The sequence below is a fragment of the Nocardia sp. CY41 genome, assembly GCF_009829325.1.
GTDB lineage: Bacteria > Actinomycetota > Actinomycetes > Mycobacteriales > Mycobacteriaceae > Nocardia.
In genome coordinates this window covers 99,455-118,087 of sequence record NZ_VUOS01000019.1, presented here as the reverse complement: position 1 = coordinate 118,087, position 18,633 = coordinate 99,455, and the positions used below count along the sequence as shown (strand labels likewise).

At 68.3% G+C, this 18,633-nt stretch carries 17 protein-coding genes and 4 pseudogenes; 12 read left to right on the top strand and 9 right to left on the bottom strand.

What is annotated here, in order from left to right; genetic code table 11:
• The first annotated feature begins 206 nt into the window (after positions 1-206).
• Complete coding sequence (locus tag GVY64_RS21250; protein WP_159844110.1) at positions 207-731, top strand: flavodoxin domain-containing protein; 525 nt, start codon at positions 207-209, stop codon at positions 729-731.
• Positions 732-777: 46 nt separating this feature from the next.
• Here the strand turns inward: GVY64_RS21250 and GVY64_RS21245 are convergent.
• Together GVY64_RS21245 and GVY64_RS21240 are read right to left on the bottom strand one after the other, a co-directional pair.
• Positions 778-1,831, bottom strand: a pseudogene (locus tag GVY64_RS21245) (glycosyl hydrolase family 65 protein); the annotation flags it as partial.
• Positions 1,821-2,114 carry a hypothetical protein gene (locus tag GVY64_RS21240; protein WP_159844108.1) on the bottom strand — a complete coding sequence of 98 codons (294 nt, stop codon included), beginning with the start codon at positions 2,112-2,114 and terminating at the stop codon, positions 1,821-1,823. The gene GVY64_RS21240 and the pseudogene GVY64_RS21245, both read right to left, overlap by 11 nt.
• A 204-nt stretch (positions 2,115-2,318) precedes the next feature.
• On the opposite strand from GVY64_RS21240, the gene GVY64_RS21235 reads away from it, so the two are divergent.
• Entirely contained in the window at positions 2,319-3,314 is a 996-nt protein-coding gene (locus tag GVY64_RS21235; protein WP_159844106.1) for an Acg family FMN-binding oxidoreductase, read from the top strand.
• A gap of 256 nt (positions 3,315-3,570) precedes the next feature.
• Here GVY64_RS21235 and GVY64_RS21230 read toward each other — a convergent pair whose 3' ends face one another.
• Positions 3,571-4,593: a 1-phosphofructokinase family hexose kinase gene (locus GVY64_RS21230; protein WP_201298099.1), complete on the bottom strand. Its 1,023-nt coding sequence runs from the start codon at positions 4,591-4,593 to the stop codon at positions 3,571-3,573.
• A 61-nt stretch (positions 4,594-4,654) separates the two neighbouring features.
• Positions 4,655-7,072 carry a heavy metal translocating P-type ATPase gene (locus GVY64_RS21225; protein ID WP_201298098.1) on the bottom strand — a complete coding sequence of 806 codons (2,418 nt, stop codon included), beginning with the start codon at positions 7,070-7,072 and terminating at the stop codon, positions 4,655-4,657.
• A gap of 303 nt (positions 7,073-7,375) precedes the next feature.
• On the opposite strand from GVY64_RS21225, the gene GVY64_RS21220 reads away from it, so the two are divergent.
• The 3 genes from GVY64_RS21220 to GVY64_RS37965 all read left to right on the top strand — a co-directional run bounded on the left by GVY64_RS21220 (position 7,376) and on the right by GVY64_RS37965 (position 9,888).
• A complete protein-coding gene (locus GVY64_RS21220; RefSeq protein WP_201298097.1) occupies positions 7,376-8,881 on the top strand; it encodes a bifunctional aminoglycoside phosphotransferase/ATP-binding protein in 1,506 nt (501 codons plus the stop codon).
• A 495-nt stretch (positions 8,882-9,376) separates the two neighbouring features.
• Positions 9,377-9,745, top strand: a complete 369-nt coding sequence (locus tag GVY64_RS37970; RefSeq protein ID WP_236567034.1) for a CBS domain-containing protein — start codon at positions 9,377-9,379, stop codon at positions 9,743-9,745.
• Between the two features lie 2 nt (positions 9,746-9,747).
• Entirely contained in the window at positions 9,748-9,888 is a 141-nt protein-coding gene (locus GVY64_RS37965) for a hypothetical protein (RefSeq protein ID WP_236567033.1), read from the top strand.
• A gap of 40 nt (positions 9,889-9,928) precedes the next feature.
• Here the strand turns inward: GVY64_RS37965 and GVY64_RS21210 are convergent, their stop codons facing one another.
• From GVY64_RS21210 to acsA, 5 genes and pseudogenes are all read right to left on the bottom strand, one after another.
• A complete protein-coding gene (locus GVY64_RS21210) occupies positions 9,929-10,183 on the bottom strand; it encodes a hypothetical protein (RefSeq protein WP_201298096.1) in 255 nt (84 codons plus the stop codon).
• Positions 10,184-10,186: 3 nt separating this feature from the next.
• Positions 10,187-11,665 carry a 2-oxo acid dehydrogenase subunit E2 gene (locus GVY64_RS21205; protein WP_236567032.1) on the bottom strand — a complete coding sequence of 493 codons (1,479 nt, stop codon included), beginning with the start codon at positions 11,663-11,665 and terminating at the stop codon, positions 10,187-10,189.
• Between the two features lie 16 nt (positions 11,666-11,681).
• Positions 11,682-12,650 (bottom strand): alpha-ketoacid dehydrogenase subunit beta, encoded by a 969-nt coding sequence (locus GVY64_RS21200; RefSeq protein ID WP_159844102.1) that lies wholly within the window; start codon positions 12,648-12,650, stop codon positions 11,682-11,684.
• Positions 12,647-13,572 (bottom strand): annotated as a pseudogene (pdhA, locus tag GVY64_RS21195) (pyruvate dehydrogenase (acetyl-transferring) E1 component subunit alpha). The gene GVY64_RS21200 and the pseudogene pdhA overlap by 4 nt, the downstream one beginning before the upstream one ends.
• Positions 13,573-13,649: 77 nt before the next feature.
• Positions 13,650-15,355 (bottom strand): annotated as a pseudogene (gene acsA / locus GVY64_RS21190) (acetate--CoA ligase).
• 293 nt (positions 15,356-15,648) lie between these two features.
• Here acsA and GVY64_RS21185 point away from each other — a divergent pair.
• The 7 genes and pseudogenes from GVY64_RS21185 (at position 15,649) to GVY64_RS21165 (ending at position 18,613) form a co-directional block, all read left to right on the top strand.
• Positions 15,649-15,873, top strand: a complete 225-nt coding sequence (locus GVY64_RS21185; RefSeq protein ID WP_159844100.1) for a hypothetical protein — start codon at positions 15,649-15,651, stop codon at positions 15,871-15,873.
• Positions 15,870-16,028 carry a hypothetical protein gene (locus GVY64_RS37960; protein WP_236567031.1) on the top strand — a complete coding sequence of 53 codons (159 nt, stop codon included), beginning with the start codon at positions 15,870-15,872 and terminating at the stop codon, positions 16,026-16,028. Before GVY64_RS21185 ends, GVY64_RS37960 begins: the two co-directional genes overlap by 4 nt.
• Positions 16,029-16,045: 17 nt before the next feature.
• Positions 16,046-16,189, top strand: coding sequence for a hypothetical protein (locus GVY64_RS39155; RefSeq protein WP_442939608.1), 144 nt, complete (start codon positions 16,046-16,048; stop codon positions 16,187-16,189).
• Positions 16,177-16,569 (top strand): annotated as a pseudogene (locus GVY64_RS37955) (HAD-IC family P-type ATPase); the annotation flags it as partial. The gene GVY64_RS39155 and the pseudogene GVY64_RS37955, both read left to right, overlap by 13 nt.
• Positions 16,570-16,573: 4 nt before the next feature.
• Positions 16,574-16,720, top strand: coding sequence for a hypothetical protein (locus tag GVY64_RS37950; protein ID WP_236567049.1), 147 nt, complete (start codon positions 16,574-16,576; stop codon positions 16,718-16,720).
• A 68-nt stretch (positions 16,721-16,788) separates the two neighbouring features.
• Positions 16,789-17,343, top strand: a complete 555-nt coding sequence (locus GVY64_RS21170) for a flavodoxin domain-containing protein (RefSeq protein ID WP_159844347.1) — start codon at positions 16,789-16,791, stop codon at positions 17,341-17,343.
• Between the two features lie 46 nt (positions 17,344-17,389).
• Positions 17,390-18,613 (top strand): site-2 protease family protein, encoded by a 1,224-nt coding sequence (locus tag GVY64_RS21165; RefSeq protein ID WP_159844095.1) that lies wholly within the window; start codon positions 17,390-17,392, stop codon positions 18,611-18,613.
• Positions 18,614-18,633 lie beyond the last annotated feature (20 nt).

Sequence of the window (18,633 nt, the reverse complement as noted above, 5' to 3'; positions counted from 1 at the left end):
ATTCCCGCCCGGTCAAGCCGTCACCGCGGTCGCCAACGTTCGGATACAGCTGCCGCCGACCGAGGCGTCCAGTGCGTCGCGCGGCATGTTCACCCCACGCCATGGCGAAAGTCCCATGGAATAGTCGGTTCGACTCTATCGCCGCCTCTCTCCGCCGCCCTACCGTGGGAATCCTCACTCGGTACAGCGCGGAGGAGAAGAGCGTCATGCGCGCGCGAATAGTCTACGAATCGATGTTCGGCAACACCGCCGCGATCGCGGAAGCCGTCGCCCAGGGACTGCGTGAGCATGCCGAAGTAGATGTCGTGAACGTGGTGGCGGCGGCGGAAGTGTGCGCGACGGTGAACCTGCTCGTGGTCGGCGGTCCTACTCACGCGTTCGGGCTCAGCCGCTCGCAGACGCGCCGCGACGCCGCCAAGCTCACCGATGCTCCGATTGCTACCGACATCGGTGTACGGGAATGGCTCGCGGCCGCACTGCCCGTATCGGCGGGCCACCGCGCGTTGGCCTTCGGCACCAAAGTCGCCAAACCGCCGTGGCTGCCGGGCTCGGCCGCACGCGGTATCGGGAAACGACTGTGCCGCTTGGGCTATTCGCTCGCCGATCAGCCGGTGGATTTCCTTGTCGCCGATACGACCGGCCCACTCATGCCGGGCGAGCTGGACCGCGCTCGCGTGTGGGCGGGCCGAATCGCCCACACCGAACTCGACCGAAGGATGCACCACACCTGACGGCGTATCGACGCGAATGAGTGTTCGCGGTGACCATCCCAACGATTCATCCGGCGGATCCAGGTACCGAGTCCATCAGCCGGGCCATCTTCCGTGGCGTCAGGCGTGTGGTCCGATCCCGGCAAGTGATCTCGATCGGTGGCGACGGGCCGGGATCGGAGCTGATCTCGACGCCTTCGCCGCTGACCCGCACGATCAGCCGGTGACCGCGATAGATCACCGGGAAACTCAGGGCGCAGAGGGCTTTCCGCCAGTAAGGGCAGAACACCAGCCGGTCGCGGCGCAGTTCCATGCCGGTGAAGCACCGTTGCAGCATGTCGACGCTGCCCGCCATCGCCGCGAGGTGAATTCCCTCCGCGGTGGTGCCGCCCTGGATATCGGCGACGTCGGAGCCGAGCACCAGGTCGGAGAACTCCACGGCGCGATCCCGGTTGGCCCGCGCCAGCACCCACGCATGCACGAGCGCGCTGAGGGTCGAGCCGTGCGACGTGCGCGACAGGTAGTAATCGATGGTCCGCGGGATCATCTCGCCGGACAGGTCGTATCCGAGATGGCTTAGCAGTTCTCGCAGTTCGTCGGCGGACAGCAGGTAGAAGAGCATCAGCACATCCGCCTGTTTGGCGGCCCGATACCGGTTGACGTCGTCGCCCTCGGCGTCGAGTATGCGGTCCAGCCGCTGGATGCTCCCGTATCGCCGCTGGTAGTGGTCCCCATCGAGTTCGTCGCTCGTATCCCTCGAACTGGCTGATCAATCCGTCATGGAACGGCACCTACATCCGCCGAGCACAACGGGCCATCCGCTTCCGACGGCCGCACCGACAACTTCTCCAGCAACTCCGACTGTTCGCGTGGAGCCAGCAGGGCGAGCGCGTCGATCGCGCGCAGGATCACCCAAGCCGCCATGATCACGTTGGTGTAGGCGTTGTTGTCGATGCCGGCCCCGGCGCATCCGGATAGCCGGAATGGAACTCGTCGGGGCCGATCACGCCGCGGATCGTGTAGCGGTCGCGCCCGGCGTCGTAGGCCGCCAGGCTGGACCGGAGACGAGCGATCTCCATCGGTAGCTCCGCGCCGCACTCGACGAGAAACTCATCGCGACCAGCGCCAGGAAAACCTGACTCTCCAGTAGCCCAGCCCGCACACCGTCTCAGCCGTTTCTGGATCGAACGGTCTCCCCCACGGCAGTGCGATTCCACGTGCCGCGAGGAAGTCGGCGACACCCCGATAACGCGGTTTGCCGTCCACGAAGCGTGGATAGCCGTTTTCGGTGAACGGTGAGCGGTCCTGTCCGGCACCCGCGGGGCGTTGGTTCAAGAAGGAATCGAACAATTCCGTCCAGACCGCGGCGTGCATCGACGCGCTATCGGTGACCACCCCGTCCATGTCGAGATCACCGCGTCGTGCCTGCGTGCGTCGATCGGCGGTACCGCCGTGGCACCTTTTCCCACACATACAGCCCTGAACGGACCGATGCCTCCCGTCTAGGGGCCGAGGGCCCCGGCACTCGGCCGACGGGGGACCACCTGCGGTGCGATTCGGGACCTACGACTCCTCCAGACGTCGCCTCTAGCTCCCTACCGTGACGGTATGAACCAGCCACCGACCGGAGAAACCATCGAGAAGGCCGTATTGCTCGCCGGGCGGGCGCCCTCGCTGCACAACAGCCAACCCTGGCACTGGACATTCGACGGCCGAACCTTGCGTCTGTTCGCGGTACCCGAACGCATGCTTCCGGCGACGGACACATCCGGCAGGCAGATGCTGATCAGCTGCGGAATCGCTCTGGACCATCTGCGCGCGGCGATGGCCGCGGCGGGCTGGCGCATCCACGTCGCCCGCTTCCCAGATCCGAACCGCCGCGAACACCTGGCCAACATCACCTTCGAACCGGCTCGGATCGTCACCGACGGCGACCGCGCCCGCGCCGACGCCATCCTGCGACGGCACACCGACCGGCTGCCGTTCCAGGCTCCCACCGGATGGCCCGACTTCGAAGAGGTCCTGAGGTCGACCTTCGATCCCTACGACGCCACACTCGACGTGCTGGGTGACGACTGCCGCCCCAGCCTCGCACGTGCCTCCGAGATGAGCGCTGCGCTGCGCCGCTACGATTCCGGATACCACGCCGAATTGCAGTGGTGGACCGGGCACACGATCGGCGACGCGGGAGTGCCCAGCGACGCGCTGATCTCCAAGGATGAACGGCAGCGAGTCGACGTGGGCCGGGCGTTTCCGACCACCACCGGCGACCGGCGCGGCGAGATCACCGAGGACCATTCGGTGATTCTCGTGCTGTCCACCGACCGCGACATACCCGCGGACCTGGTACCTTGCGGTGAGGTGCTGTCCACGGTGCTACTGGAGTGCACACTCGCCGGCTTCGCGACCTGTCCGTTGACCCACCTGACCGAAGTGCCGAGCAGCCGTGCCGTGGTCCGAGAGTTGACCGGACACTCCGGCCTCCCCCAAGTGTTGATCCGCGTCGGTATCGCGCCCGAATCGGAGCCGAACGCCCCGGCGACCGCACGCCGACCGCTCAGCGAGATCCTGGATATGCCCGAATCCGCCCGAGAGCCCGGTTGAGTTCGGTTATCTCCCGCGTAGGTCCGATCGGAGCCGACAACGTGATGTCCTCGTTTCTCAGCACGGCTTCTCCTCTACTGCTGCCTGTCGGCTCTGTCAGCGTGCGGCTGCGCGGTCGCCTGCGGAGGAGGACATCGACTCGAAGTCCGAGGGTCGAATGTCCCACGCTCGGCCCTCGGCCGAATGACCGCTACGCCTCTCTTGCCGGGACTCGGTTTCCATCGATGTACGCGGCTCGGGGACTTCATGGTGTGGGCTATGGCAGCTGGGTAGCCGCCGGCCCTGCCACGTCGCCGACGTCGGCTGTAGAACCGGTGTCGCGCGGTTGTTGTCGGTACAGCTGCGCGATGTGCTCGCGGCGGCCGGGTCCGGTACCGGTGGTGGCGAGCGCCGCGGTCGCGGCGGCGATGCCCAGACGCACCGCCTCGGACAACTCGTATCCCCGCGCCAGACCCACCACGACGCCCCCGACCATCGCGTCGCCGGCCCCGATACCGCTGCGCACCCGCGCCGGAATCGGCGCGAACCATTCGTGCGATTCCCGCGTCACCGCAAGAGCGCCCGCGGCGCCGAGGGACAGCAGCACGATCTCCGTCATTCCGGCGGTGATGAGGCGGCGGGCTTGCGCCAGCTGTTCGGCGCGCTCGATCAGCGGATGCCCAGCGTAGTCGCCGAGTTCCCGCGCGCTCGGTTTGATCAGATGGACGCCGCGGCGCACGCTGCGCAGCGCGTTGCCGGAAGTATCCAGCACCACCCGCACACTCAGGTCGCCGACGAGATCGGTGAGGATCTGGTAGAAATCCGCGGACGCACCCGGCGGGAGGGTGCCGCTGGCAACGAGGTAATCCGCGCCGAGCACCGCGCGTTCGACCTCGGCCAGGCAGCGATGCTGTTCCGGATCGGTCAGCCGAGGGCCCGGAAAGACGAACCGATACTGCTCCTCGCTCGACGTTTCGGTGACCGAGAGACTCTCCCGGGTTGATTCGGCCACCGGCACCGGCCGCGGCGGCACTCCGGTGTCTCGCACCAACTGCTCCAACAGTCGGCCGGGCGGGCCGCCCGCGGGGAACACCGCCGTCACCTCGACACCCAGTTCGGCCACCGTGCGCGCGACGTTGATGCCGCCGCCACCAGGGTCGTAGCGTGGTGTCGCGCAACGCATCTTGTCCGTCGGTACCACCCTGGCCACCCGTGTCGCGAGATCGATCGCGGGGTTCATCGTCAAAGTCACGATCCGGCCCATCGAAGCCTCCTCGATGCCGCCCTCGACGAACTCCATTCCCGGCCCAGGTGTCGGTCCGGCGGAAGAGTTGGTCTCGGCCCGGTACCGAATACTCTGCTCACTCGCGGACGACCGCAGCAGAGTCGGCGGCCCCTCGGGCACTGGGACCTAGGTCATCAGACAGAACTGGGCAGGGAATTTCGACCGACGGCGCCAAGGTGAACAATGCTTCGTCTTCCTGCGCGAAATGCAGGGTGAGGACGGCGTCCAGTCCATAGAGCGTGGCACGCAGATCATCGATCTGGTCCGCGCGGATTTCTCGTGGTGCGTCGTCGAGGTGACGGCCGATACGTCGGATGAGTCGTTCGATCTCGGTGTGCTCTCTGCTCATCGTCACCATCGCCTCCGGATCGCGCAGATAGCCGGTCAACGCTGGATACAGTTCCGATTCCTCGGCGTGCTCATGCGGCAGTATGTCGTCCACCAGTAGTTGGAACGCGCGGCGGACCGCGGCGTCGGCATCCGGTCCTGGACCGCTCGAGAGCGCGTCGGCGGCCTGCCGCACGGACGCGCGCGCGGCACGTAGCCTGCCGTGCTCACGCGTGAAGCGGGCTACCAGCGGCTCGATCGCCGCGGTCGGCCGGCCGCGGTGTACCCGCAGCGCGCGTAACGCGTTCACGATCACCGCGACATCGATGCCCTCCTGCAAGAGCGCGCCGGCCGCGGGCATCAGCAGTCCGAAAGCCGCCGCGATCATCGCGGCCAGTGACATCGCCATCCCGGCCGTCGCGCTCTGTACCGCCAGGCGATGTGATCGCTGAGCGATCTCCACCGCATCGGCGAGCCGGTCGATGCGATCGTCCACGATCACCGCGTCGGCAGCCTGTACCGCCGCCGTCGACCCGCGTGAACCGAGCGCGACACCGACGTCGGCCGCCGCGAGCGCGGGCGCGTCGTTCACTCCGTCGCCGACCATCACCGTCACACCGTTGTGGCGTTCCGCGCGGATGGCCGCGATCTTGTCGGCGGGGTCGGCGTCCGCCACGACTTCGGTGAGACCGAGCAGGCGGGCGACCTCGGCCGCGTTGTCCACTCGGTCGCCGGTGAGCATGAGCAGTCGCCGCAGACCCGCCGAGCGCAGTCTGCGCATCGTTCGCTCCGCGTCGACGCGAATGCGGTCGCGCACCAGCAGCGCGGCCATGGGCTGTTGATCGACGCACACCCACACCACGGCGGCCAGATCCAGCCGCGCCCGTCGCAGCGCCGCCAGTGCCCACGGCGCCGGCTGCGCCTGCGCCGGAAGCCGGCCGACCCGCACCGCGCGGCCCTCGACCGTCCCGGTCGCCCCCTGCCCCGGTTCTTCCGACACTCCTTGCGCGACCGCCCGCTCTATACCGCGCGCCGCCGCCGCGGCGACCACCGCACGCGCGAGCACATGCGGCGAGAACTCTTCCACCGCCGCCGCCTGGCGTAGCACCTGCTCGGCGCGGACGCCGGGCGCGGTGACGATGTCGAGCACCTCCGGCCGTCCGACCGTCACGGTGCCGGTCTTGTCCATCGCCAGGCATCGGGCCTGCCCCAGAGTCTCGAGTGCGGCACCGTCTTTCACCACCACGCCCGCCCGCGCCGTCCGCGACATCCCGGCCGTGATCGCGACCGGCACCGCCAGCAGCAGCGGGCAAGGCGTCGCCGTGACGACCACCGCCACCGCCCGTACCGGATCCCCCGTGAACAGCCAGGCGGCGCCCGCGACAGCGAGTGCCAGCGGCAGGAACCACACCGCCACGCGATCGGCGAGCCGCGCGGTAGGAGCTGCCGCGGCCGCAGCCTGCCGCGCCAGCGTCACGATGCCGGCATACGTGCTGGCCTCGACCGTCGCCGCGGCTCGGATGTCCACGGCCGTTCCCGCGTTGACCACACCGCTGCGCACCTCGGTGTTCGCCCGGCGCACCACAGGGACCGACTCCCCCGTCAGCGCCGATTCGTCGAAGACTCCCGCTGTGGTGAGAACGCCGTCGACCGGCACCGTCTCACCGGGCAATACCACCACGAGATCTCCGGGCGCAATCGCTGTCGCCGAGACGGTGTCGATGCCGTCGGGGCGACGGCGATGCGCCTGGGCCGGGGCCCGGCGTAACAAGTCGGACAGATCGCGTCCGGCGCGGCGTCCCGCGTACGTCTCCAGCAGCTGCCCCGTGGCCACCATGAGCGCGACCAGGGCACCGGCGAAGTACTCACCGACGACCACCGCGCCGACCAACGCCACCAACGCGAGCAGGTCCGCGCCGTAGCGGCGCTTCAGTAGATCCGACAGCACCGATGCCGTCGCGGGAACGAGCGCGACCACCGTGGCCGCCAGCCACATCAGTTCAGCGGCCCGCGCACTGAACAGATGTATCGCGAGTCCAGCGGCAACCAGCACAACTAGCACGCAGGCAAACGCGAGCGCACGGACCATCCGCCACCGCGCGGCGCGCGATTCACCGTCGGGCGCCGCGGCGGCCTGTGCGCCCGGGTGGTTCGGCAGATACAGCATGAACTGTCTCCGATCATCTCGTGCCGATGCTGCGCCGCGACCGCGGGCGTCGTTGCTCCGGCAGGAGCGATGTGAAGTCCAGCCTGCTGCTTCGGACCGAGTCACGGCAGATCCACGGGTCGACGATCGGATGGGAAATGGTCCCCACCAGACTGGACCAACGGCCCTCGCGCCCTCGGTGCTGTTTACGGGGGACGCCGCACGCCGCGGTATGCCCCGTGCGCGGCAGGCCATTGGACCCTAGGCAGCGCAGGCCGGCCCCGGCCACGCTGTAGAGCAACTCTTCGACCAGAGGGAGTCGTCATGCTCGATGCCTCGGCCCTGCGTACCGCCCTCCACGCCACCCACGAGCCCTTCGCGCAAGTGCGCGAGACGCATACCGGGCTGGTGGTGCTGTGCGGAGACCGCGCCTATAAGGCCAAAAAACCGGTCGTCACCGATTTCCTCGATTTCGGCACGCCCGAGAACCGCGAGCGAGCCTGCCTCCGCGAAGTCGAGTTGAACCAGCGCCTTGCACCCGACGTCTATCTCGGTCTGGCCCACCTGACCGACCCCGAAGGCGGCGCCCCGGAACCGATCATCGTGATGCGCCGGATGCCCGACGCACTGCGCTTGTCCACCACGCTCGCGGATCCGGCCCGGCCGACGCCCGGACTGTCCGCGCTCGCGAAGACTGTTGCACGTTTCCACGCGGCGGCCAGACGCGGCGCGGACATCGACCGCGCAGGCACACCGGAGCAGCTGCGACGACGCTGGGACACCCTGCTGCGGCCCCTGCGCGAACGCCGCACAGCGGTAGCCGATTCCGCCCTCCTCACCCGGGCCGGGGACCTGGCGATGCGCTTCATCGACGGCCGCACCGCCTTGCTGGCACAGCGCATCGCCGAGGGCCGCGTCGTCGACGGCCACGGGGATCTGCTCGCCGAGGACATCTTCGTCCTGCCCGACGGCTTCCGAATCCTCGACTGCCTCGATTTCGACGACCAGCTACGCTGCCTCGACGGCCTCGACGACGCCGCGTTCCTGGCGATGGATCTCGAATTCCTCGGCCACCCGGAGGCATCCGACTCGTTCTTGAACGACTACCTGCGCGCTGCGGGCGATTCGCCTCCACCATCGCTTCGGCATCACTACATCGCCTACCGAGCGACGGTCCGTGCCAAGACCGACAGCATCCGCGCTGATCAAGGGGACCCAGAAGCCGCGGAACGTGCCGGGCGACCTCTCGCACTTGCCGTCGACCACCTGGAACAGGGCGCCGTACGTCTCGTGCTGGTCGGCGGCCTGCCCGGCACCGGAAAGTCCACCGTGGCAACCCGTTTGGCAACGGCGACGAGCGCCGTCGCGATCTCCAGCGACAGCGTGCGCGCCGCGGGAGCCATCGCGGGCACCACGGGAATATACGGCGCGGGCGCCTATCGGCGGACGGCGAAGGAGTTGGTGTATACCCGAATGCTGACGCAGGCCAGGGACCTGATCGAGCACGGCGTCTCGGTCGTCCTCGACGCCAGCTGGACCGATGCAGACCAGCGCGCCCGCGCCGCCACCGTGGCCGACGAGACACGCAGCGATCTGGTATCCCTGCGGTGTGTCTGCCCCGAGGCCATCGCCGCCGAGCGACTCCGCACCAGGCCCCGAGGTCACTCGGACGCCACTCCCGCTATCGCGGACGCGTTGGCAACCGAGGCAGCGCCGTGGCCCGAGGCCGTCGAACTCGACACCACCCGCGTGATCGAGGAATCGGTCGCCGAAGCGCTCAACGCCTGGCGCGACGCGACGTACCCGGCGCCGGCCGCCAGCCGCGGGTGAGCGAGCTCAGCGAGGATGGCCGCCCAGCTGCGCAAAGGACTTTCGCCATCGCCCGCTGACCGCCGGAGGCTTCGCGACCGTATTGCAACTCGGCAGCGGAACATGCATCGGGATCCGAGGCCGCAACTCCGGAGAAGCCGCCCGGTCGTCGCAGACCCCCGGCCGAGCGGTGTCCAGTTGGATCCTTCGCAGAATCCCGGCCGTCCTCAGATCGAGGCCATCGGGCCGGCGGGAGACTGAGGACATTGGTCCCAGGCCGGCAGGGCAGATGCATCTCCCGGCAAGCGAGGGATTCGGGCGATGCTGAACATATGGGCCGGTGCCGAGACCGACCGCAGCTCGGTCGAGACACCGGGAGCCGCCACTGTGTCCCGCCATCGCGTTCACCCGCCCCGCCGCGGGCACGGCTCCGGACACCGCAGATACGAGGTGATACCGATGCGTGCACGTGACGTTTTGAGCAGGCCCGTCGTGACGGCACGGCCAGGAACACCGTTGTCGGAGGCTACCGCGCTGCTGACCGCACACGGCTTCGCCGCGCTTCCCGTAATCGACGAGCAGGGCTGCGTGGTCGGAATGCTGTCCGAATCGGACGCCCTGGCAGCAGGTCCCGGCATACCGGACAAGACGGTGGAAGCGGCGATGTCGACTCCGGTGGAGGTGGTCACGCCCACCACCGACACCGCCACGATCGCCTCGCGCATGCTCACCGGGCGGCTTCGCTCGATGCCGGTCGTGGCGGCCGGGCTGCTGGTCGGGATCGTGGCCCGGCGCGACCTGCTGCGAATTCTGCTCAGCGACGACGCGACCATCGACGCGAAGATCCGCGCACTGCTCGACGACTACGCCGGCAGTGGACGATAGATGTGGCCGACGGGGCGGTCACCGTTCGCGGCATATTCGCCGATACCCGTGAGCAACAGCTTGTCGCCGCTCTTGCCCGCACCGTCGACGGTGTGGAGCACGTCGATGTGATCGATGACGCCCGGATCCTGCCCGACCGTTGAACGAAGGCTTCGTCGTGTACCCGACGGCAGGGACAGATGTCTAGCGAGTGTCGGTGAGGAAGTCGACGCAGGAACGGATCGTCGACATTCGTGGGTAGTCACTCTCCTCGATCCAGCCGCCGGTAGCGGAGAGCCGTTCGACGAAGGTGAGGAAGTCGATCGAGTCGAGTTCCAGGGTGCTGCGCAAGGGGTCGTCCTGGCCGAGGCCCGAGATGTCGGCTTCGGTGGCGAATCCGCGCAGCGCTGCACGCACGGAATCTTCCGCCTGCGCACGGGACATGGTTGGCTGCATCATGTTTCACATCTCCTCTGGCTGCTGAAGAAGTTCGGCGACGGTGTTGAGGAAACGGGCCCCGACGGCGCCGTCGCTGGCGCGGTGATCCGCCGAGAGCGTGGCGGTCAACTGGGGGCGGACACCCAGCAGGCCGTGCATCGCGCAGGGACGTGCGGTGACGGCGCCGAAGCCGACTATCGCGACCTGCGGCGCGGCGATCACGCCGAAGACCGAGTCCACACCCAGCTCACCCAGATTCGTCACCGTGATGGTCGCGGGAACGGCATCCGCGGAACGCAGCCGAGCGGAGCGAGCTCGGCCGACAACGCCGCGCAGGGCATCCATCATCGCCGGCGGAGCGAGCGTGTGGGCATCCGGGATGGTGGGCACCATGATGCCGCCGCCACGCAGCGACACCACCACACCGAGATGCACAGCCGAAGCTGGACGGAACTCGTCGTCCAGCCAGTGCCCGTTCAGGTCGGGCACAGCTCGCGCCGCCCGCGCCGAAGCACACAGCACCAGAGCAGACGAGAGGATGCGCGCGCTGACCGCCACGCGGCGGTTCGTCTCTTCCAGCCAGCGCAGCGCGGCGTCCATATCGATGGTGCTGGACAAGTAGTAGTGCGGCACAGTCCGCTTCGACCGTGTCATGGCCGCCGCGATGACCTTGCGCACCGCGACGGGGTCATGCGGCAGCGTTCCGGCGCCGATCGCATCTGTCACACCGGCGGGCTGCGCAGGTGGGGACTCCGCCGCCGTGGGGACCGCTTCGGAGCCGGCCTCCGTTGTTCGCACATCACGCGCGCGCACCGCGCGGTCCGGGCCGGTCCCCGAGATGTCCGCCAGATCGACTCCCGATTCGCGCGCCAGCCGCCGCGCGTAGCCGGAAGCGCGTACCACAACGGTTGGTGGTGACGGCCGGCCTCTCGCGGGAGTGCCCGACGCTTCCAGAGCCTGCCTTCGCTCATCGCGCCCTACACGCTCCTGCGGGCCGGAGGTAACGGGTTCGGATCGCGGCGCAGTGGGCGCACCAGCGGAGATTGCTTCCGCTACGTCCGAGCGCACAATTCGCCCGCCCGGGCCCGACCCATGGATGGTCGCCAGGTCGATACCCGCCTCCTGTGCCAATCGGCGGATCAGCGGCGTGGCACGAGAACCGTTCTGTCTCGCGCCGTCCGGAGCGGTGATTGTTTCATCGCCATGGGGTTCCACCGGTCGGGGCAGTGCGTGACCGGCCGGTGTCGCGATGGGGGTGCCTTCGGCATCGCCGGGACGGAGCGGCGCGGATTCGATCGTCGCCAGCGGAGTGCCCACTGGTACCGTCCTTCCCTCCGGTACCAGGATCGACCCCACGACGCCGTCGTCGAAGCATTCGACCTCGATCGCGGCCTTGGTGGTGTCGACCTCGGCGACCACGTCTCCCTTGCGCACGACGTCACCGGGATGCACGAGCCAGTGCAGCAACGTGCCCTCCATCATGTCGGCTCCGAGCGAGGGCATCCGGAACTCGACCACCTCAGCTCACCGCCTCACGCACGGCGTCGACGACCGTCTGCACCCGCGGCAGCGCCGCTTCCTCCAGTTGTCGCGCATAAGGAATCGGGACCTCGGTGGTGCACACCCGCCCGATCGGTGCGTCGAGGTCGTAGTAGGCGTGTTCCGCCGCGCGAGCGGCGATCTCCGCCGCGATGCCGACGCTGCGCCAGCACTCGTCCACGATCACGAGGCGGTGGGTGCGTGTCACCGACTCCAGCAACGTCGCCTCGTCCAGCGGCCGCAGACTGCGCACATCGATCACTTCCGCGGCGATTCCTTCGGCGGCGAGCGTCTCGGCGGCCGATTCGGCGATCGCCAGAGTCGCGCCGAAGGCGACAACGGTGGCATCGGCGCCCGCCCGCCGGACCACCGCGTGGTCGATGTCCACCGGCTCGGCGTCGGCAGCCAATTCCCCTTCGCTGTTGTACAGCGCGATCGGTTCGAAGATCACGACGGGATCGGGGTCCTGCAACGCGGTCCACAGCATGCCGCGGGCATCCGCCACGGTGGCAGGCGACACCACGCGTAGTCCGGGAATATGCGCGTAAAACGCTTCCAGGCTGTGCGAATGCTGGGCAGCAAGTTGGCGGCCCGCGCCCGTCGCCATCCGGATCACCAGAGGCACGCCGAGCTGGCCACCCGACATGTGCCGCAACGTCGCGGCGTTGTTGAGGATTTGATCCAGCGCGAGGAGGCTGAAATTGCCGGTCATGATTTCGACGATCGGCCGCATACCCCCCAGCGCCGCACCGATGCCCGCACCGACGAACGCGGACTCACTCAACGGCGTGTCCCTGATCCGGCGCGGCCCGTATTCCTCGAGCAGGCCGCGACTGACCCCGAAGCAGCCTCCGTAGGCGCCGACGTCCTCGCCCATCAGGAAGACGCGATCGTCACGATCCAACGCTTCTCGCAGCGCTTCCCGCATCGCCTCGCGGTAGGTGATCATGGGCGCTCCGCGTAGACCTGACGGCTCAGATCGGCGACGTCCTCGAGCGGTCCCGCCTCGGCCTGGGCGACCGCATCGTCGAGTTCGGCGCCGACCGCGGCCTCGAGGGCGGACAGGGCCTGCTCGTCGAGTGATCCCGATGCCCGCAGTTCGGCGGACAACCGGGGTATCGGGTCGCGCTTCTCCACTGCTCGATCTCGGCTTTGTCCCGATAGCGGTCGGCGTCGTAGAGCGAGTGCGCACGGAAGCGGTAGGTCCGCAGTTCCAGAAAGCACGGCCCGCTCCCGCCACGAATGGATTCCACCGCCCTCTGGGTTGCCGCCGCCACCGCCTCCGGGTCCATACCGTCGACCGGCCAAGCCGCCAAGCCATAGCTCGAAGCGCGCAGTGCCAGATCGGTCACCGCGTGTTCGCGGTGCAGCGCCGTGCCCATCGCGTACCGGTTGTTCTCGCACGCGAACAGGATCGGCAGTCGCCACAACGCGGCCAGGTTCAAGCATTCGTGGAACTCGCCCTCGGCCGCCGCGCCGTCACCGAACAAGCACACCGTCACCGCGGGCCGATCCCGCATGGCATCGGCCAGGGCCAAGCCGACCGCCAGCGGCAAGCCTCCTCCGACGATCGCATTTCCGCCGAAGAAGCGTCGTCCGGCATCGAACAGATGCATGGATCCGCCGCGACCACCACTGCACCCGGACGCGCGTCCGAACATCTCCGACATCAACGAGGCCATGGGGATACCGCGAGCGAGTGCATGCCCGTGTTCGCGATAGGTGGACACCACCGCGTCCTCGGAACCGATCTGCCGCAGCAGCCCGGCCGCGACGGCTTCCTCCCCGACGTACAGGTGGAGGAATCCTCGGATCTTCTCGGCGCTGTAGAGCTGGACGCAGCGCTCCTCGAATCGCCGGATACGGATCATCTGCCGCAGCAATTCGATGCGTTCCGTATCGGCGAGCGGCAGTCGGTCACCCACTCGATCCGGCAGTTCGGTGGCGGTCATTGCCCGGCCTCCAGGGTCGACACATCGCCCTCGGGCAGCCCTTGCTCGCGCGCTTTGAGTAGTCGTCGCATCACTTTTCCGCTGCGGGTGTGTGGCAGGCTCTCGGCGAAGGTGATCTCTTTGGGCGCCACCGCGCCGAGCGCCTTGCGGCCGAACGCGAGCAACTCCCGCAGTTCTTCCGAGGCGGCGTATTGCGGGCGCAGCAGGACGAAAGCCTTCACCAGCTCGCCCGCGACCGGATCCGGCTTGCCTATCACCCCCGCCTCGACTACCCCGGGTGGGCCATCAGCGCGCTTTCCACCTCGAACGGTCCGACCAGGTGCCCCGCCGACTTGATCACGTCATCTGCGCGTCCGACGAACCAGTAATATCCGTCGGCGTCGCGCCGGGCCAGATCGCCGGACAGATACCAGCCCGCAGCGAATGCCCGCGTGTACCTCTCGGGTTGTCCCCAGTAGCCGCGGAACATCGACGGCCAGCCCGCGCGCAACGCGAGTTCACCGATCTCGCCGGTTCGGGCATGCCGGACGCCGCCGTCGATCACTTCTGCCCGGCCGTCCGGCCCGCGGCGCAGGATAGTGGCTTGGACGCCGGGCAGCGGCCGTCCCATCGAACCGGGCCGTACCTGCTCGGCGGCGAGGTTGGCGATCATGATCGCGCCGGTCTCGGTCTGCCACCAGTTGTCGTGAACCGGTTTGCCCAGAACCCGCTGACCCCAGACGACCACTTCGGGATTGAGTGGTTCTCCGACGCTGGCGACGAATCGAAGGTGCGACAGATCGGTGCCGGGCGGCAGCTCGTCGCCGCGGCGCATCAGCATGCGCAGCGCGGTCGGCGCGGTGTACCACACGGAGACTTCCTCCGCGGTGAGCACTTCGTACCAACGCAGGGCGTCGAAATCGGCTTCGTCGGTGATCACGGTGGCGCCCAGAGTCAGCGGCGCGATCACCCCGTAGGACATACCGGTCACCCAGCCCGGATCCGCTGTACACCAGAACACGTCGCCCGGTCGCAGATCCAGTGCGTAGCGTGCGGTGATCCGGTGGGCAAGCACCGCTGCGTGCGCATGAACCGCGCCTTTCGGTTTCCCCGTGGTCCCACTGGTGAAATGCAGCAATGCCGGATCTTCCGGCTGGGTCCGCACGATCGGGAATTCGGCATCGGCGGCCACCATCGCCAGTGACAAGTCGATCGCGCCACCTTCCAGCTCGCCCTCGGGATCGGCGTCGATCACGAGGACATGCCGCAGGTCCGGCACCTCGGCGCGGATCGGCGCGACTCTTCGCCGGTAGAGTTCTCTCGTCGTGACCAGCGTCGTCGCCTCGGAGATCGTCAAACGCTGGCGCACCGGTTCGGGTCCGAACGCGGAGAACAGCGGCGAGACGACACATCCGGCTTTCCATGCGCCCAGCGCCGCGACATACAGCTCCGGAATCCGGCCCAGCAGGATGCACACCCGCTCGCCGGGACGCACACCCAGCTCGTGCAGCACGTCTGCGAATCGGTTGCTCAGGGCCGCCAACTCGGCGTAGGTCAAGGTGGAGCGTTCGCCGGTTGAACGCAGCGCGCGCAGTGCGGTGACATCGGCCGAAGGGGTGCCCAGGTGGCGGTCGACGGCTTCGTAGGCGATGTTGACTCCCCCATCCGGCAACCCGGCCAGCGAGGAGCGTGCCGCCGCCCAGTCGAATTCCTGGCAGGACATCCGGTAGTCGGTCAGATTCGCACCGACGCGTTCCGCCGTAGACTTCTCGATCGGTTCCCACCGCGTCCGCGCGTAGTTCGATGCCTCATGGCTCAAAGTCTTCATGTCGGCCTCCCGCGATCAAGTCAACGACCCACGACGGTCGCTTCGGCAGGGCGTAAAGACCTCGCCAGTTGATGACCTCCGTCGTTTCCGGTGGGGGCGGCAAGGTACCTCTCGGTGCGGGACCTTCGCCCCTGTCCGGCCACCACGGCAAAGCGCACGCTCGAGCCAGAGGAACCGAGGAGGCTTCGATGGGATACCAGGTCACCCTTGTCGAATCGGCACCGGAAACGGTGGTGCGGGTGCGGGGCGAGATTCGTCCGAGCCCAAGTCTGCCCCGTGCCGACCTCGTTGTGGGAATGCGCGAAGTCCCCCGGATCGTGCGGCGCGCGGGATCGCCCGCGGTCGCCGATGATGTCCGGCAGCGGCTCAGCAGCGCCGCGGTGGACACCCTTCGTGCCGTGGCGTCGCTGTGACCAGCCTGGTCGAAGCGGAACCCGGTCAGCGGATCGATCCCACCGAGCGGATCGATCTGCTGCTGCGCGATCTGCGCGGCAGCCGCCGCGGGCTCACTACGCGCGAGGCGGCAGCCGCCGCGGGCTCACTACGCGCGAGGCCGAACGGCGGCTGATTCATTACGGGCCGAATGTGCTGCGGCGGCGGGGGAGCCGAAACCGGCTACGTGAGCTGGCTCTTCAGTTCACGCACCCACTCGCGCTGTTGCTGTGGGCGGCGGCTGGGCTCGCGGCCGCGGTCGGCATCGTCCCGGTCGCGATCGCGATCGTCGCCTGACCGCTGCCGCGGTCGCCGACCAGATCGGTATCACGCGTGGACCGCCGAGGGTGATCACCGGTGCCGAACTCGAGCGGATGAGCGAGGCCGAACTCGACCGGCTGCTGGCGGGGCCGAACGAACTCATCTTCGCCCGCTCCTCCCCCGAAGCCAAACTGCGCATCGCCGACGCGCTGCGCGCCGCAGGCCACGTCGTCGCGATGACCGGTGACGGCGTCAACGACGCGCCGGCACTGCGACGTGCGGACATCGGTGTGGCGATGGGCCGTTCAGGTACCGACGTGGCCCGCGAGGCCGCCACCATGGTGCCCACCGACGACAACTTCGCCACCATCACCGCCGCCATCCAGGCGGGTAGGCGCGTCTACGACAACCCTCGCGGCGGTGATCATCTACCTCCCGGTGATGCAGAGCCTGCTCGGGACAGCCGCTCTGACCCCTGCCATGCTCGCGTTCACGCTGCCGTACCCGTTCATCGTGTGGGGTGCCGACGAACTGCGGCACCGGCTGCTACGCCGCCACCGGCAGTGACGATGGTCCCCTGTGCCCGGGCACGAGTCCTCTCAACGGACGGGGTGTACGCGAGGAAGATTTTCGCCATGGACCAGGACAAACACCACATCGCGGTCGTCTACGCGACCGAACAGGGATCCACCCGCGACATCGCCGAGTTCATCGGCACAGAACTGTCGGGACGCGACGCCATCGTCGAACTCGCCGATATAGACCACGCACCCGAGCTGTCCAACTTCGACACCCTCGTGCTCGGCAGTGCAGTGCACAACATGAAACTCCTACCCTCCGTCACCGACTATGTGCACGCCCACCAAGACGAGTTGGCGGAAAAGGACGTGTGGCTGTTCAGCGTCGGCCTCGCCCCGGCACTGCGTGGTCCGATCGGCCGCCGCCTAGGGCGATTGGTCCCGAAGAAGATCGCGGAACTGCGCGACTCGGTCAAGGCACACGACTACCGCGCATTCGCCGGACGGTACGACAGCGACGGCATCTCCCTACGGACCCGCATGCTCTACCGGCTGCTCGGGAAAGGCCACTACGGGGATCTGCGTGACTGGGCAGCGGTCCGCTCATGGACCGACGCCATCGCCCGCAGTCTCCGGCTCCCATCAGCTCGTTCCACCACCATCACCCCGTGACAAACGCGCCCCGCGACTCCCGCCCCACCCTGCTGGATGGCACCCGATGATCCATCGAACATTCCCGCTCGGCAGGATCGCGGGCATCCGCCTCGGCGCTCACTGGTCGGTGCTGGTCACCGTGGGACTGTGCACCTGGGTTCTGGGCTCGTACCTGACCGGCACCGCGGGCACTGCCGTCGTGTGGGCCACAGCCGTCATCGGGGCCATCGCGTTCTGCGCGGCGCTGCTCGCCCACGAGCTGGCCCATTCGATCGTCGCCCGGCGCAGTGGTGTTCGCGTCGACGTGATCGTGTTGTGGCTGCTCGGCGGTGTCTCGGAATTGACCGAAGAACCGCGGGACGCGCGAACGGATCTGCGCATCGCTTCGGCTGGTCCGCTCACCAGTCTGGGCATCGCCGCCGTCGCGTTCCTCGCCGGCCTCGCGAGCGCGGCGGTGGATCCGGACGGGCCGGCCACCGCTGTCCTGGTGTGGCTGGCCGTCATGAACACGATCCTGGGGCTGTTCAATCTTCTGCCCGGCGCGCCGCTCGACGGCGGCCGCGTGCTGCGCGCGGTGATCTGGCGGCGCACCGGTGACCGTTTGCGCGCTGCGACCTCGGCCGCCCGCAGTGGCCAATTCCTCGGCACGGTCTTGCTGATGATCGGTATCGCCGAAATCGTCCTGTTCGGGCACCTGGGTGGGCTGTGGCTGATGCTGCTGGGCTGGTTCCTGCAGTCGGCGGCGCATGCCGAACTCACCGTCGCCGGGCTGCGTCACCGGCTGGGCGACAGCCGGGTTCGTGACGTGATGACCCCGCACCCGATGGCGATCCCGGCCGACTTGCCGATCGCCGCGCTGCTGCGTTCGGACGCGACGGCAAGTGGGCATAGCGTGTTTCCCGTGGTCGACGCGAGCGGTCACCCCGTTGCGGTGGTGGCCTGGTCGGATCTGGCCGCAGTCGCCGAACCGGCCCGCGCGACCACCACAGTGGGCGATGCCGCGCGTGCGCTACCCGGTGTCGCCCTTGCCCGGGAAGAAGAGCTGGTGAGCGATGTCGCGTCCCGTGTGGTGTTGCGGCCCAACCTGGACGCCGTCGCGGTGGTCGACGCCGACGCCAGGCTCACCGGACTGATCACCTCGACCAACCTGGTGCTCGCCTGTGATCGCTCGGCTCTCGGCCTGCCCGCGCGACCCAGGCCGGAAACGCCTCCCGTGCGGGAGGGACCACAGCAACGACGTGTGACGTCGGCTCTCATCCCGTACGAAACCGCGGGCGACTCTCCGTGACTGGTGCCCGGTCTTCCCAG

What these genes read in the sequence shown, in the direction of transcription:
- GVY64_RS21210 (WP_201298096.1), bottom strand. Translation starts at nt 10,183, where the DNA reads ATGATGCAGCCAACCATGTCCCGTGCGCAGGCGGAAGATTCCGTGCGT.
- GVY64_RS21205 (WP_236567032.1), bottom strand. Translation starts at nt 11,665, where the DNA reads ATGCCCTCGCTCGGAGCCGACATGATGGAGGGCACGTTGCTGCACTGG.
- GVY64_RS21220 (WP_201298097.1), top strand. Translation starts at nt 7,376, where the DNA reads ATGCTCGATGCCTCGGCCCTGCGTACCGCCCTCCACGCCACCCACGAG.
- GVY64_RS21185 (WP_159844100.1), top strand. Translation starts at nt 15,649, where the DNA reads ATGGGATACCAGGTCACCCTTGTCGAATCGGCACCGGAAACGGTGGTG.
- GVY64_RS21250 (WP_159844110.1), top strand. Translation starts at nt 207, where the DNA reads ATGCGCGCGCGAATAGTCTACGAATCGATGTTCGGCAACACCGCCGCG.
- GVY64_RS21170 (WP_159844347.1), top strand. Translation starts at nt 16,789, where the DNA reads ATGGACCAGGACAAACACCACATCGCGGTCGTCTACGCGACCGAACAG.
- GVY64_RS21240 (WP_159844108.1), bottom strand. Translation starts at nt 2,114, where the DNA reads ATGGACGGGGTGGTCACCGATAGCGCGTCGATGCACGCCGCGGTCTGG.
- GVY64_RS21165 (WP_159844095.1), top strand. Translation starts at nt 17,390, where the DNA reads ATGATCCATCGAACATTCCCGCTCGGCAGGATCGCGGGCATCCGCCTC.
- GVY64_RS21230 (WP_201298099.1), bottom strand. Translation starts at nt 4,593, where the DNA reads ATGGAGTTCGTCGAGGGCGGCATCGAGGAGGCTTCGATGGGCCGGATC.
- GVY64_RS21225 (WP_201298098.1), bottom strand. Translation starts at nt 7,072, where the DNA reads ATGCTGTATCTGCCGAACCACCCGGGCGCACAGGCCGCCGCGGCGCCC.
- GVY64_RS21235 (WP_159844106.1), top strand. Translation starts at nt 2,319, where the DNA reads ATGAACCAGCCACCGACCGGAGAAACCATCGAGAAGGCCGTATTGCTC.
- GVY64_RS21200 (WP_159844102.1), bottom strand. Translation starts at nt 12,650, where the DNA reads ATGATCACCTACCGCGAGGCGATGCGGGAAGCGCTGCGAGAAGCGTTG.